Source organism: Amycolatopsis sp. NPDC005232, assembly GCF_040607795.1.
GTDB lineage: Bacteria > Actinomycetota > Actinomycetes > Mycobacteriales > Pseudonocardiaceae > Amycolatopsis.
This window is the reverse complement of record NZ_JBEXHL010000015.1, coordinates 65,886-82,186: the sequence shown is the minus strand read 5'-3', so window position 1 is coordinate 82,186 and position 16,301 is coordinate 65,886. Positions and strand designations below refer to the sequence as shown.

Here is a 16,301-nt window from a genome sequence, read left to right as displayed (position 1 = left end):
GTCAGGCCTCCAGCAGCCGCCACGCGGTAAGGGCCAGTTGGGCGCGCGCGGGGCCGGTGGGGGAGACCAGGCTGTAGCCGAGCGTCTTGCCGAGCTGGTCGAGGCGGCGGGCGACGCTGCTGTGGTGCAGGTGCAGCACGTCGGCGGCGCGGCGGACGGAACCCGTGGCGCAGTAGGCGTCGAGGGTGTCCAGGTCGTCCGCGGCCAAGGAGGCCAAGGCGGCCACATCAGTGTTGTCGCGGGCGGCATCGCCGGGCACGTGCGCGAGCAGAGCCAAGGCGCCCAGCGAGCAGTAGTCCACGACGGGCAGGCGCGACGTTGTGAAGCGCAGCGCGGTTCGCGCCGACAGCCACGAGGCCGGCAACGGCCCCACGGTCCCGATCCCCGCCCGCACGTCCGCCGGGAACCGCGAGACGTCGACGGCGGTGAGCAGCAGGACGCCCAGCTCACCCAGCGGCGCCGCCTTCACCGGGCGCGCGGGGCAGACCAAAGCGCCGAGCTGGTCGAGCGGCAGCGGCGAGCGCACGGCCACGGCGCGCACCGCCGCGTCCGCTGCGAAGCCGAGCAGTCGCAGGGCCCGCGCGCGGGCGGCGGCGTCGGTGTCGGGGCTGATGGCGAGCTCGACGAGCGCCGGGTCGGCCATCGTGGTGCGGGCGGGGCCGTAGCGTTCCACGACGGCGGCCGCGGCGATGGCCAGGCGGTCGAGCAGCAGGCGGTCGAGGGGGAGTGGTGACGGGCGTTCGAGCCAGACCGCGCCGATCTGCTCGTCGTCCAGCGTGATCGCGACCGTGGTCGACGCGCGGCCGGCGGAGGGCGCGGGGCCGTCCGGGGCGACGCGGAACGTCTGCCCGGTGCCGTCGAGCCGGATGCCGGCCACGCACTCGGCCAGGCCCGCCGAAGCCCGGGCCAGCGCGGCCAGGTCGACGCGCCGGCGGATCAGTGTGTCGTAGAACATCACGACGCGGATCGCGCCCTCGGCCTCCGAGTCCAGCTGCGAGAGCCGGACGACCAACGCCTCCATACCCGGCAGCGTACGCGGCGAGCGTCGCGTCATCAGGCGATTTCGCGCGACGGCCGGCGGGCGACACGGCGCCCGAGCAGCGGCAGGATCGTCGGCATGAACCCGGAACTCGAAGCCTTCCTCCCGCTGTTCCCGCCCGCCGACCTCGACGATCCGGTCACCGCCCGCGAGAAGCTCGCCGGCCTGTCCGCCTCCGCGCCGCCACCGGACACCTCGGGCCTCACGATCGAGGACCACACCGCCGACGGCGACGTTCCCGTGCGCATCTACCGGCCGCGGCAGGCCCACGGCGCGATCATCTGGCTGCACGGCGGCGGCTTCGTCATGGGCGACCTCGACACGGAGCACCCGTGGGCCGCGCGCGTCGCGGACGTCGCCGGCGCGGTGGTGATCTCCGTCGGCTACCGGCGAGCGCCGGAACACCCGTTCCCGGCCGCGGTGGACGACGCGTACGCGGCGCTGACCTGGGCCGCGAAGAACGCCGCGGAGCTCGGCCTCGACCCGGCCCGCATCGCCGTCGGCGGGCACAGCGCGGGCGCCGGGATCGCCGCCGCCATCGCGCTGCGGGCCCGTGACGAGCACGGGCCTGCGATCCGCTTCCAGCTGCTCAACCAGCCCGAGCTCGACGACCGCCAGGACACCTGGTCGGCGCGCACCTTCACCGGCACGCCGTGGATGACGCGCGACAAACTCGTCGCGACCTGGCGCCACTACCTCGGCGACACCCCCGGCACGCCGTACGCCGCCCCGGCGCGGGCGGCTGACCTGTCCGGCCTGCCGCCCGCGTACGTCGCCACCGCCGAGTTCGATCCGCTTCGCGACGAGGGCATCACGTACGCGCTGCGCTTGCTGCAATCGGGCGTGTCCGCCGAGCTGCACCAGTGGCCCGGCACCTTCCACGGCTCGCAGGCGATCCTGTCCGCCGAGGTGTCGCAGCGCCAGATCGCCGAACTCGCCGCCGCCCTCCGCCGCGGCCTGGCCGACTGACCCCTGAAAGGAAACCCATGACCCCGATCGACCTGTTCACCTCCTTCCTGTACCTCCACGACGACGGCCACGCCGCCGCGGCACCCCGCACGTTCGACGGCGAGCCCGACGACTGGCACCTGATGACCTTCCGCGCCACCACCGACGCCGACGTCCACTCCGACCACTGGGAAATCCACGCCGCCGCCGACGAAATCGTGTGCTGCCTCACCGGCGGCTTCCGCCTGTACCTCCGCGACGACGACACCCCGGCCACGCTCACCCCGGGCACCGCGGCGATCGTCCCGTGTGGACGGTGGCACCGCCTCGAACTCGACGCCCCCGGCGACCTCCTGTCGGTCACTGTCCCGCGCGGGACGCGGATCGAACCCCGGGCCGCGTAGGCCCTTCATGCTCACCGGTGGCCATGGATCATGGGCTGACAACCAGCGTTGGACCGGACGAGGAACGCCGGCCACTACGCATTCACGCAAGGCTTCTCGAGCACGTACAACGCGAACGGCTCGCCGAGATGGCTGATCTCGCGGTCGTACCGGAACCCGAGCCCCTCCATGACGGCACGCGACCGTCTGTTGTGGACTTCGGTGAACGAGATGACCTGCGACGCGGCCAGCTCGCCGAAGGCGAACTCCAGTCCGGCTCGGCCGATTTCCGTGGCGTAGCCCCTGCCCCACAGAGACTCCCGCACGGCCCAGCCGAGTTCCAGCTGCCCGTCGTGGGTGCGGGAGAGGCCGCCGCGGCCGATCGGAACGCCGTCGGTGCGGTCGTAGGCGAGCCATTTGTGAACGCCCTCCGAGCTCCAGGCTCGGCCCATTTCCGTGGCGGTTCGGCGGGCGTCCTCGGCCGTCCACGCGCCGTACCAGCGAGCGATGCCCGGGTCTTGGTGGAGGCGGAAGAGATCGTCGGCCAGCTCGGGGCCGACGGGTTCGAGGCGGAGACGTTCGGTGTGTCGGGCTTGCACCCGGTGCATTCTCCTGACCCCGATCGGTGGGACTCAAGGCGTTTTCCTGCGGAGGGGAACCGTGCCCTGGCACGATGCCGGAACAGCGCGAAGGGGAGGTCATGACGTACCCGCAGTATCCCGGGCAGCAGTTTCCGGCCGGTCCGGTCCGACACAACAATCCGGCAGGCGGGGTCGCGGTCGCGACCGCCGTGCTGGCGATCCTCTGCAGCATCGCCGCCTTCATCGGGGCGATCTGCGGGATCATCGCCGTCGTCCATGGGGAGATCGTCTCGGGTGGGGCGACCGTCGTGCTCGATCTGGGCGTGACGGCAGTCTTGCTGGCGGGCGCGATCGGGGCCCTGCAAAGCCGGTCGGCCGCGAGGATGTGCTTGATCGTCGGCAGTGCGCTGGCCATCGTGGAGCTGTTCGCGGCGACGGTCTTGCCCGAGGTCGACGTCTATCTGCTGCATGAAGCCGGTCCGGACACCTTGCGGGCGTACTCGCTGCGAGGACTGCCCTGGCTGGCAGTGGCGATCGGAATCCTCGTGCTCGCCGTTTCGCTGCGCCGCGGTGTGCGGCAGAGCGGGCCGGCGCCACAGTGGTGATCGCCGCGGTACCGGCTTCCACCGGGTCGGCAGAGCGGAGCCGGCGATGCCCGTGACCGACCGCCCGCCGACCGGGCTGCTGAGATGGTTCCTTCGCGCGCCGATCCCGTGGTACCGCTGGGGCTTCGGGAAGATCTTCGGGCACCGGTTGCTCTACCTCGTCCATCGCGGGCGCAAGTCGGGCGCGCGTCGCGAGGTGGTGGTCGAGGTGGTGCGGCACCGGCCGGACGTGCCGGAGCTGGTGGTGATCGCGGCGTGGGGCGGGGTGCCGCAGTGGTACCGGAATCTCCGGGCCGCGCCGGCGGTCGAGGTGAGATGCGGCGCCTATCTGTGGCGGGAGCCGCGTCAGCGCTTCCTTGACGGCGATGAGCTGGACGAGGTCCTGCGCGAGTACCGGCGCGCACACCCCCGGGCGTGGTCGAAGATCGGTCCCCGGCTGGGGTTTCCGGCCGACCCGGAGGATCCCTTGTGGACGCCGGCCGTGAATCGGGTGCACGGCGTGGCGTTCCTGCCCGCGTCACGCTGAGGCCGGCCGCCTGCTGTCCGGCGGGGGACGCCGGCGCGTCGCCATCGCCCGGACGCTGCTGAAGGACACCCCGATCGTGCTCCGGGACGAGGCCACGTCCGCCCTCGACGCGGAGAACGAGGCCGCCATCCACGCCGCACTGCGGGCCGGACACGAACGTGTCCAGGGGCGGCGCATCACGGCCCGTTAGCCGGAACCCGTCCGGGGAACCTGTCACAGATCCGCCTGCCGTCTTGTCCTGCCTCGCGAACCGGAACCTGAACCCGAACCCCGAACTCGCGACCCGCCGAGACGAGAGGCAATGATGGACACCAGTGCCGCCCCCGCCCCCGCCATCGACAGCGTGGAGGAGCTCCGCCGCCACCTGCAGTGGGCGATCGAGCTCGAGCACGCGACGATCCCGCCGTACCTGTGCGCGCTCTATTCGCTCGACCCGGGCCGCAACGCCGAGGCAGCGCAGGTCGTCGGCAGCGTGCTGGCCGAGGAGATGCTGCACCTGGCGCTCGCGGCGAACCTGCTCAATGCCGTGGGCGGCGAGCCGAAGCTCGACGCGCCGGAGCTGCTGCCGGCGTACCCGCACCCGCTGCCCCACGGGGACGCGTCGGTGCAGGTCAACCTTGTGCCGTTCGGTGCGGAGGCGCTGGAGCTGTTCCTGAGGATCGAGCAGCCCGAGTCGGCCGACGCGCCGCCGCAGGCCGAGGGGTACCGGACGATCGGGCAGTTCTACGCAGCTGTGCAGGCGGGGCTGAAAGAATTGTGCGAGGAGCTGGGGGAGAAGACCGTGTTCTCCGGCGACCCGAAGCGCCAGATCGGCGAGATGCACCTCCGCAGCGGGGGCGGCAGCGTGATTCCGGTGCACGACCTGGATTCCGCGCTGGCCGCGCTCGCGGAGATCGTCGAGCAGGGCGAGGGCGCCGCGCGCACGGAGGTGTGGGACGGCGACCGCGACGTCTTCCACCCCGAACGCGACGAGGTCGCCCACTTCTACCGCTTCCAGGAGCTCAAGAACGGCCGCCGCTACGCCGAGGGCGACACCCCGCGTAGCGGTCCGACGGGCGAGGAGATCAAGGTCGACTTCGACGGTGTGCTGCCGATGCGCCGCAACCCCAGCACGGCCGACTACCCCGAGGACAGCCCGATCCGCCGGGCGCAGGTGGAGTTCGACAACACCTACTGCCTGTTGCTCTTCCTGCTGGAAGACGCGTTCACGGGCAACCCGGGCGGGCTGGGCGCGACCGTCGGCGTGATGTTCCAGCTGAAGGCGCAGGCCCAGGCGCTCATGAAGATGCCCTCCGGCGACGGGAAGACGACGGCGGGGCCGACGTTCGAGTACGTGCCGCCGGAGCGGCGGTCGTAAGGCGGACGGCGTGAGTGCCGGCGGCGAACCGGCACTCACGCGGCCCTACAACGCCTTCCGCGCGTCGCCGATGGCTTCGTCCAGAATGGACAGTCCGAGCGAGAGCTCCTCCTCGGTCGCCGTCAGCGGCGGCGCGATCCGGAAGACGCCGCCCATGCCCGGGAGCTGCACGATGTTCATGTGCAGCCCCAGTTCCAGGCAGCGCCGCGTGACGAGCGCGCCCAGCGCGTCGGAACTTTCTTTGGTGGCGCGATCCACCACGAGCTCCAGCCCAGCCAGGAGGCCACGGCCGCGGATGTCGCCGACCACCTCGTGGCGCTCGGCGATCTCCTCCAGTCCACTTCGGAGGAACGCGCCGAGCGTGCGGGCGCGTTCGTCGAGCCGGTCGCGCATCAACACGTCGAGCACGGTGTTGCCGACGGCCGCCACCAGCGGGTCCGAGACGTGCGTGGTGAAGAACAGGAACCCGCGCTCGTGCGCCTCCTGCTCGATCTCCGCACTGGTCAGCACGGCCGCGAGCGGCAGGCCGGCGCCGAGCGTCTTGGACACCGTCAGGATGTCGGGCACTACGCCGTCGCGCTCGAACGCGTACCACGTGCCGGTGCGGCACAGGCCGGTCTGGGCTTCGTCGAGGATCAGCAGCATCCCGCGTTCGCGGCACTTTTCGCGCAGCGCCGCGAAATACCCCGGCGGCGGCTCGATGATCCCGCCGGAGCTGAGGATCGGTTCCACGAGGCAGGCGGCGAGGCTGCCGACGGACTGCGCGTCGATCAGGTCGAACGAGAAGTCGAGCTGCCGGCGCCAGTCGAGCGTGCCGTCGGCGTGCGTGAAGTCGGGGCGGTAGGTGTTGGGCGCGGGGATGGCGAAGTTGCCGGGGGTCGCGGGGCCGTAGCCCTTGCGGCCGGCGCTGTAGGTCGCGGACGCGGCGGCCTGCGTCATGCCGTGCCACGAACGCGCGAACGACACGATCTCGTGCCGGCCCGTCACGAGCTTCGCCATGCGGATCGCGGCCTCGTTCGACTCGGCACCGGTGGTCAGCAGCAGCGCCTTCTCCAGCGGCGCCGGCAGTGTCTCGGCCAGCCGCCGGGCCAGGTCGACGACCGGGCGGCTCAGCATGCCGCTGAACAGGTGGTCGAGCGTGCCGATCTGGCGGCGCACGGTCTCGACGATCTCGGGGTGCGAGTGGCCGAGGATCGCGCTCATCTGGCCGGAGGTGAAGTCGAGGATCTTCCGGCCGTCGGCGGTGTAGAGGAAGCTCCCGGCGGCGCGTTCGATGATCTCGCGGGTGAACGCGCCGCCGTAGCGCACGAGGTGGGCTTCGGCGTCGGTCCAGAACGTGTCGGCGGACAGCGGGACAGTGGTCGGAGCAGCCATGTCCCCGACGGTAAGTCCGCGCCGAGCGACACGTCCAGCTCACAATTCCGGACGTTCTGTTCGGCTGAGCCGCACAATGACCGTGCACAATAAAGCGGTGCTGAACCCGTGGCGCCTGCGGCTGCTGAGCCGGCTCGACACCCTGGGCACCATCCGCGCGGTGGCGAGCGCGTCGAACCTGAGCGCGTCGAGCGTGTCGCAGCAGCTCGCCGTGCTGGAGACCGAAACGCGCACCAAGCTGCTGGAACGCACCGGCCGCCACGTCCGCCTCACCCCGGCCGGGCTGATCCTCGCGCGCCGCGCCCGGGCGATCCTCGACCACATGGACACCGTCGAGGCGGAGCTGCGCGGCCTCGGCGACGAACCCGCCGGTCTGGTGCGGCTGGGCGCGTTCCAGAGCGCCGTCCACACCCTGGCCGTGCCCGCGGTGACGCGGCTGGCCGCGGCGCACCCGGACCTGCAGGTCGAGGTGCTGCAGCTGGAACCCCACGAGAGCATGCCCGCCCTGCGCGTGGGCGACGCCGACCTCATCATCACGACCACGGACTTCGTCGAGCAGCCGCTGGACCCCGACGTGGACCTCGTGCCGCTCGCGACCGACCCGATCGTGCTGGTCATGCCCCCGGACCACCCCGCGACCCGCCGCGGCGCCGTCGACCTGGCGGCCTTCGCGGACGAAGCGTGGTCGCTGGACCTGCCGCAGTCCTACATGGCCAACCTGACGCTGCGGCTGTGCCGGCAGTCGGGCTTCGAACCACGCGCGGTGTGCCGCTTCAGCAACTACATGCTGGCCCTGCAGCACGTCGAGGCCGGCTTGTCGATCACGCTGCTCCCCGGCCTGGCCGTCGATCCCCGCTACCGCGTGACGACGCGGGAGCTCGCGTCGCCGGTGACGCGGACGATCACCGCCGCCGTCCGCCGGGGCTCACCGCAGCGCGCGGCGGTGCAGGTCGTGCTGGACGCGGTGCGGAGGACTCCGCCGGTTTCGGCCGGTGCGCCGGGTGAGGATGTGTGACGCTGGGTCAGCAGGCTCAGGAGGCGCAGCCACGAGGAGGCCACGTGAACACGTCCGGGAAAGCCGCTCTCGCAGGCGCTGCCGTTCTGCTCGTCACGGCTGGTGGGGCGCAGCCGGGAAGTGGGGGTTCGTCGACCGAGCCACCCGCGACGTCCGCGGCGCAAACCTCCGAGACCCCGACGCCCGCGGAGACCACAACGTCCGCTGAGGCCGCGAAGATCACCGTGCCCGACGTGTCCGGCATGAACCACCAGGCCGCGCAGGACACGATGCAGGCCGCCGGTCTCTACAACCTGCGGGAAGTGGACTCCTCTGGGCAGCACCGCGCGCGATGATCCTCGACCGCAACTGGTGCCAGACCGGCCAGGACCCCAAGCCGGGCACGGAAGTCGGCGCCGGCGCGGTGATCACCCTCTACGCCGACAAGTGCTGACCCCGGTTGTGCCTGGAACCCGCGCGCCCGCCCCCTCCCCGGCCGGGCGCGCGGGAGTCTTCCGACCGTGACTCAGCGGCTCGCGTCGAACTCGAGCACCTCGTCGAGGCGGGCCGACCACGACGGCGACGCACGGCGGAGCCCGACCACGAAGGGCGCCGGCCGCCGGGTCCGGCGCGACGGCAAACCGACCGGTTTACCGCGCCACCACCGGGTCACCGCGCCTCGGCGGTCGCTCATGCCGCTCAGCCTCTCTCGTCGGTCAAGATCCACTCTCGCAGCGCGGGCGCGATCCCGCACGTGTCACCGAGGTGGTCCGGCCACCCGGGGCATCAGGTGTGCACGGTGGTCACAATCTCGTCAACAATCTCGTCAACAGGGTGCTCGCCCGCCGTCGGTGTTGATCACCACGCCGGTCACCACGCGGGCGGCGACCGGGTCGGCGAGGTACACGAACGCCCCCGCGTGGTCTTCCGGCGCCGCCGTGGTCTTGAGCAGCGTGCCGGCCGCGATGCGCTCGGACCGGCCCGCTCGCCGCTCCACGGTGGACTCCGCGCCGCCGAGCGCGTTGAGCCCCGAGAAACGCGTGCCCGAGGTGCCGCCCGGGGCGACGCCGTTCACGCGCACGGCCGGCGCCAGGTCCACCGAAAGGTGCTGCACGACCCCGCGCAACGCCCACTTCGAGCTGCCGTAGAGCACCCCGCCGCCGACGGGGTGGAACGCGGACTCCGACAACGTCAGCGTCACCGAGCCCCGCGCGTCGCGCAGCGCGGGCCACGCGGCGTTCACCGCCACCAGCGCGCCCAGCACGTTGGTCCGCCACGTCTCCTCGGCCGCGGCGACGAGATCCGCGACCGGCAGCTCGCGAACCGACGCGTAGTGGTCGAACACGCCGACGCAGCACGTCAGCTGGTCGATCCGGCCGGCGGTGCGCACCGCCGACGCGAGCACCTCGGGCGAGGTCGCGTCGCCTTCGACCACGGTCAGTGGCAACGACCCGGCATCGGCCCGCAGCGCGGCGGCGTGCTCGGCCGAGCGTTCGACCACGGTCACGGTGGCGCCTTCACGCAGGTAGGCCAGGGTGGCGGCCCGGCCGATGCCGGAGCCGCCACCGCTGACGAGGATGCTCAGCCGGCGCAGGCTCACGGCGCGGGCCGCCGTTCCAGCAGCGCGGAGATCAGCTCCGGTTCCTGGAAGCTGAGGCAGTCGAGCGCCACCGCGTCCAGCTGCACCCGCGAACCCCGGCGCGGCGACCAGATGTCCAGGCGCATCCCGTTGCGCGTCTGCACCTTGCGGACGACGACGTCGACGAACTCGTTCGCGATCACGATCGGCCCGTCACCCGGCTCGGCTTCGAGCTCGACCACGTCACCGATCGGCGGCCGTTCGAACAGCGGCTCCTCCACGAAGGCCTCCTCAGACGAAGATGGACAGGTTGTGCGCGTTGATCAGCGACTGGTCGAACGCCGCCCACCGCCGCGCCAGCCGCCAGCCGTCCGGCGTGCGGCGGACGACGTCCTTGCGGGCCAGCGAGTACAGGCTCGGCGTCGGGCTGTCTCCCCGGCTGCGGTAGAGGAAACAGTTGGACGACACCAGGAACTCGTTCGCCTGCTCGCCTGGGTCGGCCAGCACGTTGGTCACGAAGTGCCGCGTCCGCGACGGCGGCTGCTCCGCCCACGCGAAGTCCGTCTCCAGGCGCTGGATCCGGACTTCGAGGGTGTCGCGGTCGTCGTCGAAGATCCGCGACGTCGGTGAAAGCTCCCAGCCGGCCAGGCTTTCGCGCGTGACGCGCACCGGCACCTCGTAGCGGATGTCGTCGGCCAGCATGGCCAGCCAGTCGCGGAACCGGCGTTCGTCGAGCGCCAGCGCCTCCCGGTACAGGAACTCCGTCACCTCCGCGACGGTGTCGCGGTCGACGCGGCCCGTCACGCCTCACCCGCCAGGTAGTCGCCCCACCGGCTCCACAGGTTGCGGAAGTTGGTGTCGTTGACGTACGGGCGCACGGCGTGCCCCGGCCCCGCGAAGTCCGGGTCCAGATCGCTGGCCATACCCATGATGTAAGGGAAATCGAGGTCCCGCACCAGTCCCGAGCCGGCCGAGCGCGTGACCTTGGTCCAGTTCTCGAAGTCGTCCTGCTCGAACGTGCCCGCCTGGCCGAACGCCAGCGTGTACGCGCGGTAGGCCTCGGTTTTGTAGTCCTCCGACGCGTCCTTGGGCACGAGGCACCACGAGTACATCTCCATCCGCCCCGGCCCGACGGGGTGGTAGAGCCGCATGGTCACGAACCGCACGCCCGGCTGCCCGGGGATCAGGCTGAAGGGCTGCATGAGGAACGACAGGTTGGGGAACACCGTGCCGACCGCCGTCCGCGCCTGCGCGAACACCTCCACCTGCGCCGGGCTCATCGCCTCCTTCATCCCGGCCACCAGCTCGTTGGGGAACCCGCCGAACGCCGGGAAGTCCGGGCTGTGGCCCAGCCCGATCCCGTGGCCCTTGCCCGGCACGCTCACGGCCCAGCCCTGGCTGTGCGTGGTGCCCGACGACGGGAAGTAGCCGAGACTGAAGCCGAACTGGTGGGCCACCGGGGTGTGGTAGCCGTCGCCGGCAAAGTTCTCCGCGCAGATCTTCCAGTCCGTGTCGGCCACCCAGTGGTCCGGCGGCCCGTGGACCTCGACGCCACCCAGGCCGTGCTTGAGGTAGAGGTCGAGGTAGAACTGGAACCCGCCGAGGTATTCGTCCAGCGGCGGCGCCTCGGGATCCAGGCAGCCGAAGACGAGTCCCTCGTAGGTGTCCACGCGCACCGCGACCAGGCCCCAGTCCTTGCGCTTGAGCCGTCCTTCGTAGCCCTCCTTCATGTAGGGCACGCCGACGAGCTCACCGGAGTTCTTGTACGTCCAGCCGTGGTAGGAGCAGCGGAAGTGGCTGGCGTTGCCCATCTCCGACTTGCACATCACGTTGCCGCGGTGGCGGCACATGTTGAGGCTGGCGTGGATCTCGCCGTGCTCGTCGCGCGCGACGATGATGTTGTTGTTGGCGATGGCGCGGGTCACGTAGTCGCCGGGCGCGGGGATCTCGCTCTCGTGCGCGAGGAAGCACCACGCCTTGGTGAACAGCCGTTCCTGCTCCAGCGCGTACACGGCTTCGTCGTTGAACGCCCGGGCGGGGAACCGGCCTTGCGCGATCCCCGCCCGCGTGCGGCTCACCCAGCCGGCGAGCGCCGTCGAGTCTCTGAGCGCGGTCACGGTGTCACACCCGGCCCTGCCTGGCACCGAAGCGCTTCTCCACCTCGACGGCGATCTGCCGGTAGCGCTCGACGTGCTCCGCCGTCGTGGTCACGTGCTCGGCCGGCACGAGGTCCTCGGTGTAGGGCACGCGGCTCTTGCCGACCTTGAGGTACCCCGCGCCGTTGACGCGGATCTTCTCCAGCGGCACGTTGTACTTCGCGAACTCGGTGAAGTCCTGGCCCACCAGGAACGGCTCGTGCGCCCAGCGCAGGCGCTCGGTCAGCCAGCGGGCGTCGTCGAAACGGCCCTGCTGCAAGGCGTCGCGCAGTTCCAGCACCGGGCCCGGGCCCATCGCCGTGGTGGAGGACCAGGCCATGCCTACGAGCTCCTCGCCGTACATCTCCCACGCGGGGAACCAGTCGGTCTCGATCGGCATGAGCGGGAAGCTCGTGCCGGTGTGGGCCATGTCGTTGTGGTAGCGGAAGCCGACCGACGCGCCGCCGGCGTATTTCACGGCCACGACCTGAGGCAGTTCGACCAGCGTCCGGTAGACGCGACGGGGGATGATGCCGCGGAACGCGGCGGTGTTGTCGTAGACGACGATGGCGAGCTCGGGCACGGCCTCGGCGACGTCGCGGTAGAAGCGCTCCATCACCGGCGCCACCATCTCGCCCCACATCGGCCGGCCGAGCAGTGTGCCCGTGACGCCCAGATCGGCGAGGAACCGCATGCGCGACACGGTGTCGCGGGTGTTGAGGGTCGTGGCGCCGATGAAGATCGGGAAGTCCGGCTTGGCGGCGCGGACGGTCTCCGCCACGCAGCCGGCGTAGGCCTGCCACTCCTCCAGCGTGAGGGTGGCCATCTCGCCGAGCGTGCCGTTGAGCGCGATCGCGTCGACGCCGTCGGCGATGAAGGCGCGGATCATGCGCTCGGTCTCGGCGAGGTCGACGGTGTTCACCGCGTCGACGCGCTCGGCACCCGGCAGGGCCGGGGTCGGGGGGTAGGCCATGACCCCGCGCAGGTCGCGGCCGGTGATCTGGGGCAGCTTGCTCATCGTGGCTCCAATTTCGGGATAGGGCGTCAGTACGGTGTGGACGGTCGTGAGTGGACGGTTCCGGGGTGAACGGTTCCGTTGTGGCCGGTCATATCCGGGCGGCGGCGACCGCGGTCCCGGTCAGCCAGGCCTCGACCGGTTCGTAGGCGAGGACGTCGAACCCGGTCCCGGCCGCGCCCGCAGCGACGAGCCAGGTGCGGATCTCGTGCGCGCCGTTGCCGGCGGCGTCGATCTCCTCGCGGGTGAACGAGGTGAGCTTCGCCGGATCGCCGGAGTCGAGACGGGCGAGGAAGTCGCGGTCGAACTCCTCGTTGATGTCGCCGGACTCGGGCAGCCCGACCCAGTGCGACAGCCCGCCGGTGGCGAGCACGACCACGCGTTGCGCGGCCGTCTGCCCGGCCACGGCGGCGCGCAGCATGCGGCCGAAGTCGTAGCAGCGCTTGGCCGTGGGCCAGGGCGGGTTGACGCCGTTGACGATCACCGGCACCAGGGGGTAGCGCGAGCCCGGGTCGAGGTGCTTGAGCGGCACGCAGAAGTTCTCGTCGAACTCCAGTCCACCTTGGACCAGCGCCGGGTCGAACTCGGCGTCGAGCGCGCTGGTGTAGAGGTGCTCGCCGAGCGCGGCGTCGCCGGGGTAGCGGTGCTGCGGGACGTTGACGAACTTCGCCATCTCCGGAGTCGCCGGGCCGAGGTAGTCCTCGCCGGTGGCGATGGCGAACGCGGGGAGGTTGCCGAGGTGGAAGTTGGTGAAGTGCTCCACCGACACGGCGATCACGGCGTCGGGCTCCAGTGCCGCGATGCGCTGCCGCACGTCGGCGAACGCGCTTTCGACGGCCGCGCGGGCGCTGTCGGACGCCCGCTCGGGCCACCCGGTGATCCCGGGCGAGTGCGACGCGGCGAAGGCGCCGACGATCTTGCCTCCGGTACTCGGTGCGGTCACCGGCTCTTCACCCCTCGGATGCGCGCGTAGTAGTCGGCACGGTCGACCTCCAGCTGGATCGCGCAGAAGTACAGGAGGTACGGGTTGACGTCGTGCTCGTAGAGGGCCTTGAAGTCGAGATCCTTCATCCAGGTGCGGAACTCGCCTTCGACGCCGTACTCGTCGAGCACCGCGTCCGGGTCGGACCGGTACCGCTCGGTGACCTCCCGCAGCCGGCGGACGTCCCAGAGCAGCTTGTGGATCTCGTAGAGGGACACGGCCGTCACCCGAGCTTGTGGACGAACCAGTCGGCGAGCCGGGCCGTCGCGACGGAGAAGTAGTCGTAGCTGCAGTGCAGCGAGCCGGCCCCGTCGTAGATGTCGGCCGTGACGTCGTCGGTGGTCAGTGCGTCGATGAACCGCCGGGCGCCCTCGATGTCCATGATGAGGTCGTCGGTCCCGTGCATCACGTACACCGGGATGGCGAGCTTCTGCGCGACGCCGTCCAGCGTGAACTCGGCGAGCTTGGCGCGCGCCTCGGCGTCGTCGGCCGACCCGGTGAGCCACTGCAGCTGCTTCTGCAGCGGCGGGTAGAACTCGTAGAAGTCGGTGAGGATGCTCCACGTGCCGCACCACGCCGCGACCGCCTTGACGCGCGGTTCGAACGCCGCCGCACGCGGGGCGTAGTAGCCGCCGAAGCTGACGCCCGCGAGGCCGATGCGGTCGGTGTCCACATCGGAGCGTTCGGAGATGAAGTCGAGCACCGCCGCCACCGGCATCTCGTAGTCGGGCCGGCTGTAGAGCTTCTTGAACCGCAGCGAACCTCCGCGCCCGGGGGTGTCCACGAGCACGACGTTGAGGCCGCGCGACGGGAACTCGGTGCCGCCCATGAAATACAGCTCTTCGGCCCAGGAGTCGGCGCCGCCGAGGAAGAGGACGGTCGGGCGCGGGGTGTCGCTCGCGTCGGGCTTGACGAAGTAGCCGTCCATGGTGGTGCCCTCGAACGGCACCCTGATCCGCTCGATGAGGCCGCCGGTGAGCTCCGCGGCCTTCTGGAAGTTGGCCGTGCCGTTGCGGTAGGCCTGTTCGCGACGCGGGTCCTGGGTGTCGAGGAAGAACTCCGAGTGGCGCCAGTAGCTGCACGAGCGCTGCAGAGCGCGGCGAGCGGTAGTGAGGTCACCGCGTTCCAGGGCGGCTTCGCCCGCGGCGGTGGTCTCCTCGGCGGTGCGGCTCCACTCGCGCTGCCAGACCTCGCCGTCGGTGCTCGTGCGGCCGATGCGGGCCGCGGTGCGTGCGCATTCGAACAGGTCCGAACCGCCGACGGCGACCTGCGCGAGCAGCCGCATGGTCTGCAGCGACCAGTCCTCGTCCTGGGGGAAGAGCTCGATGATGGACAGCGCGTCGCGGTTGTCGGCTACGGAGGAGTTCGTCATCTCGGTCCTTTCTTTGCTTGCGGGATAAGGGGTTCAGGAGTGCACGAGGCCGGCGAACGGGACCCGTTCGGCGATGGCCTGGCGCAGGGCGGCGAGCTGCCGCGCCGCGTTGACGCACACGGCGCCGCTGATCCGGCCCTCGCGGCCGTAGGCGACCACGAGCTTCGACTCGGTTTCGACGAGGACCTCGGCGTCGTCCCCGGGCAGCGGCCGTCCGACGCAGCGCAGCTTCGCGTCGAACTGGTCGGTCCAGAAGTAGGGCACGGACTCGAACGGCCGGGCGTCGCCGAGCAGTGTCGCGGCGGCGTGCCCGCCCTGCTCGACGGCATTCGTCCAGTGCTCGACGCGCATCGGCTCGCCGAACAAGCCGTTATGCCAGCGGGCGACGTCCCCGGCGGCCACCACGCCGGGGACACCCGTGGCCAGCGTCGGCTCGCACTCGACGCCGTCGCCGACCGGCACACCCGAGCCGGCGAGCCACCCGGTCGACGCACGGGCACCGGTCGCGACGAGCACGACGTCGGCGCTCAGCACCTCCCTGGTGGACAGCTCCGCCCGAGTGCCGGAACCGTTGGGGGAGAAGCGGTCCACGCCGGTCGAGCACAGGATCCGCACGCCGTGGGCTTCGTGCTTGGCGCGGAACCATTCACCGACGTGCGAGCCGAGGGCACGGCTCATCGGCGCGGCCGCGACGTCGACCACGGTCACATCGAGACCTCGGTTTCGCGCTGTCGCCGCGGTTTCCATGCCGATGAACCCGGCGCCGATCACCAGCACGGTCCGCGCCGTGGCCAGCAGGCCGTCCAGGCGCCGCGCGTCGTCCAGGTCGCGCAGCTCGACGGTGCCGGGAGCGACGGCCCGGGGGATGGCCGAGCCGGTGGCGATCACGAGACCGTCGTAGGACAACGTGGTGCCGTCCGCGAACGACACCAGCCGGTCGCGCACGTCGAGCCCGGTGGCGGCCTGGCCGAGTTTCAGCGTGACGTCACGCTCGGCGTACCACCGCGGGTCGCGCAGGGCGAGCTGCGGTGCGTCGACGCCGCTCGCCAGGGCTTCCTTCGACAGCGGCGGCCGCGTGTAGGGCAGGTGCGGCTCGGCACCGGCGAGCACCAGCTCACCGTCGAACCCCCGGGAGCGCAGCTCGTCGACGGCACTCACACCCGCCAGCGAGCCGCCGACCACGACGATCCGCTTCACCCCGCACACTCCTCGAGCGTGATCGCCTGAGCCGGGCAGCACCGCGCGGCGGCCTCCGCCTGGGCGCGCTGCGCTTCCGGCGGGTCGGCCTGGCGCAGCACGGCGGTGTTGGCGTCCTCGTCGAAGTCCCAGACTTCCGGGGCCTCGATGAGGCAGTTGGCGTAGCCCCGGCACTTGCCGGGCGCGAAGACGACGTGGAGGGACATCACGGGCT

Annotated in this window: 21 protein-coding genes and 1 pseudogene; 8 read left to right on the top strand and 14 right to left on the bottom strand. The window is 71.4% G+C overall.

What is annotated here, in order from left to right; genetic code table 11:
* Position 1 precedes the first annotated feature (1 nt).
* Positions 2-1,021 (bottom strand): helix-turn-helix domain-containing protein, encoded by a 1,020-nt coding sequence (locus tag ABZU76_RS27220; RefSeq protein ID WP_354874374.1) that lies wholly within the window; start codon positions 1,019-1,021, stop codon positions 2-4.
* 96 nt (positions 1,022-1,117) lie between these two features.
* On the opposite strand from ABZU76_RS27220, the gene ABZU76_RS27215 reads away from it, so the two are divergent.
* Together ABZU76_RS27215 and ABZU76_RS27210 are read left to right on the top strand one after the other, a co-directional pair.
* Positions 1,118-2,008, top strand: a complete 891-nt coding sequence (locus tag ABZU76_RS27215; RefSeq protein ID WP_354874372.1) for an alpha/beta hydrolase — start codon at positions 1,118-1,120, stop codon at positions 2,006-2,008.
* A 17-nt stretch (positions 2,009-2,025) separates the two neighbouring features.
* Positions 2,026-2,391 (top strand): hypothetical protein, encoded by a 366-nt coding sequence (locus ABZU76_RS27210; protein ID WP_354874370.1) that lies wholly within the window; start codon positions 2,026-2,028, stop codon positions 2,389-2,391.
* 74 nt (positions 2,392-2,465) lie between these two features.
* Here ABZU76_RS27210 and ABZU76_RS27205 read toward each other — a convergent pair whose 3' ends face one another.
* Positions 2,466-2,969, bottom strand: a complete 504-nt coding sequence (locus ABZU76_RS27205) for a GNAT family N-acetyltransferase (protein ID WP_354874368.1) — start codon at positions 2,967-2,969, stop codon at positions 2,466-2,468.
* A 74-nt stretch (positions 2,970-3,043) separates the two neighbouring features.
* On the opposite strand from ABZU76_RS27205, the gene ABZU76_RS27200 reads away from it, so the two are divergent.
* The 4 genes and pseudogenes from ABZU76_RS27200 (at position 3,044) to ABZU76_RS27185 (ending at position 5,439) form a co-directional block, all read left to right on the top strand.
* On the top strand, positions 3,044-3,556 hold the full coding sequence (locus ABZU76_RS27200; RefSeq protein ID WP_354874366.1) for a hypothetical protein: 513 nt from the start codon (positions 3,044-3,046) through the stop codon (positions 3,554-3,556).
* A 46-nt stretch (positions 3,557-3,602) separates the two neighbouring features.
* Entirely contained in the window at positions 3,603-4,082 is a 480-nt protein-coding gene (locus ABZU76_RS27195; protein WP_354874364.1) for a nitroreductase family deazaflavin-dependent oxidoreductase, read from the top strand.
* A gap of 4 nt (positions 4,083-4,086) precedes the next feature.
* Positions 4,087-4,224 (top strand): annotated as a pseudogene (locus ABZU76_RS27190) (ATP-binding cassette domain-containing protein); the annotation flags it as partial.
* 162 nt (positions 4,225-4,386) lie between these two features.
* On the top strand, positions 4,387-5,439 hold the full coding sequence (locus tag ABZU76_RS27185) for a ferritin-like protein (protein ID WP_354874362.1): 1,053 nt from the start codon (positions 4,387-4,389) through the stop codon (positions 5,437-5,439).
* A gap of 45 nt (positions 5,440-5,484) precedes the next feature.
* Here ABZU76_RS27185 and ABZU76_RS27180 read toward each other — a convergent pair whose 3' ends face one another.
* Positions 5,485-6,813 (bottom strand): aspartate aminotransferase family protein, encoded by a 1,329-nt coding sequence (locus tag ABZU76_RS27180; RefSeq protein ID WP_354874360.1) that lies wholly within the window; start codon positions 6,811-6,813, stop codon positions 5,485-5,487.
* 97 nt (positions 6,814-6,910) lie between these two features.
* Here ABZU76_RS27180 and ABZU76_RS27175 point away from each other — a divergent pair, with 97 nt between their 5' ends.
* Positions 6,911-7,828: a LysR substrate-binding domain-containing protein gene (locus ABZU76_RS27175; protein ID WP_354874709.1), complete on the top strand. Its 918-nt coding sequence runs from the start codon at positions 6,911-6,913 to the stop codon at positions 7,826-7,828.
* A gap of 44 nt (positions 7,829-7,872) precedes the next feature.
* A complete protein-coding gene (locus ABZU76_RS27170; RefSeq protein ID WP_354874358.1) occupies positions 7,873-8,163 on the top strand; it encodes a hypothetical protein in 291 nt (96 codons plus the stop codon).
* A 170-nt stretch (positions 8,164-8,333) separates the two neighbouring features.
* Here ABZU76_RS27170 and ABZU76_RS27165 read toward each other — a convergent pair whose 3' ends face one another.
* The 11 genes from ABZU76_RS27165 to ABZU76_RS27115 form a co-directional block, all read right to left on the bottom strand.
* Complete coding sequence (locus tag ABZU76_RS27165) at positions 8,334-8,501, bottom strand: hypothetical protein (RefSeq protein WP_354874356.1); 168 nt, start codon at positions 8,499-8,501, stop codon at positions 8,334-8,336.
* A 132-nt stretch (positions 8,502-8,633) separates the two neighbouring features.
* Positions 8,634-9,407, bottom strand: coding sequence for an SDR family NAD(P)-dependent oxidoreductase (locus ABZU76_RS27160; RefSeq protein ID WP_354874354.1), 774 nt, complete (start codon positions 9,405-9,407; stop codon positions 8,634-8,636).
* Positions 9,404-9,667: a hypothetical protein gene (locus ABZU76_RS27155; RefSeq protein WP_354874353.1), complete on the bottom strand. Its 264-nt coding sequence runs from the start codon at positions 9,665-9,667 to the stop codon at positions 9,404-9,406. Before ABZU76_RS27155 ends, ABZU76_RS27160 begins: the two co-directional genes overlap by 4 nt.
* 10 nt (positions 9,668-9,677) lie before the next feature.
* Positions 9,678-10,190, bottom strand: a complete 513-nt coding sequence (locus ABZU76_RS27150; RefSeq protein ID WP_354874351.1) for a 3-phenylpropionate/cinnamic acid dioxygenase subunit beta — start codon at positions 10,188-10,190, stop codon at positions 9,678-9,680.
* Complete coding sequence (locus tag ABZU76_RS27145) at positions 10,187-11,503, bottom strand: aromatic ring-hydroxylating dioxygenase subunit alpha (RefSeq protein ID WP_354874349.1); 1,317 nt, start codon at positions 11,501-11,503, stop codon at positions 10,187-10,189. Before ABZU76_RS27145 ends, ABZU76_RS27150 begins: the two co-directional genes overlap by 4 nt.
* Positions 11,504-11,507: 4 nt before the next feature.
* Complete coding sequence (locus tag ABZU76_RS27140) at positions 11,508-12,539, bottom strand: dihydrodipicolinate synthase family protein (protein WP_354874347.1); 1,032 nt, start codon at positions 12,537-12,539, stop codon at positions 11,508-11,510.
* An 88-nt stretch (positions 12,540-12,627) separates the two neighbouring features.
* Positions 12,628-13,479, bottom strand: a complete 852-nt coding sequence (locus ABZU76_RS27135; RefSeq protein ID WP_354874345.1) for a hypothetical protein — start codon at positions 13,477-13,479, stop codon at positions 12,628-12,630.
* Positions 13,476-13,736 (bottom strand): hypothetical protein, encoded by a 261-nt coding sequence (locus ABZU76_RS27130; protein ID WP_354874343.1) that lies wholly within the window; start codon positions 13,734-13,736, stop codon positions 13,476-13,478. Before ABZU76_RS27130 ends, ABZU76_RS27135 begins: the two co-directional genes overlap by 4 nt.
* Positions 13,737-13,741: 5 nt before the next feature.
* A complete protein-coding gene (locus ABZU76_RS27125) occupies positions 13,742-14,890 on the bottom strand; it encodes an alpha/beta hydrolase (protein WP_354874341.1) in 1,149 nt (382 codons plus the stop codon).
* 33 nt (positions 14,891-14,923) lie between these two features.
* Positions 14,924-16,087: an FAD-dependent oxidoreductase gene (locus ABZU76_RS27120; protein WP_354874339.1), complete on the bottom strand. Its 1,164-nt coding sequence runs from the start codon at positions 16,085-16,087 to the stop codon at positions 14,924-14,926.
* Entirely contained in the window at positions 16,084-16,293 is a 210-nt protein-coding gene (locus ABZU76_RS27115) for a ferredoxin (protein WP_354874337.1), read from the bottom strand. Before ABZU76_RS27115 ends, ABZU76_RS27120 begins: the two co-directional genes overlap by 4 nt.
* Positions 16,294-16,301: the final 8 nt, after the last annotated feature.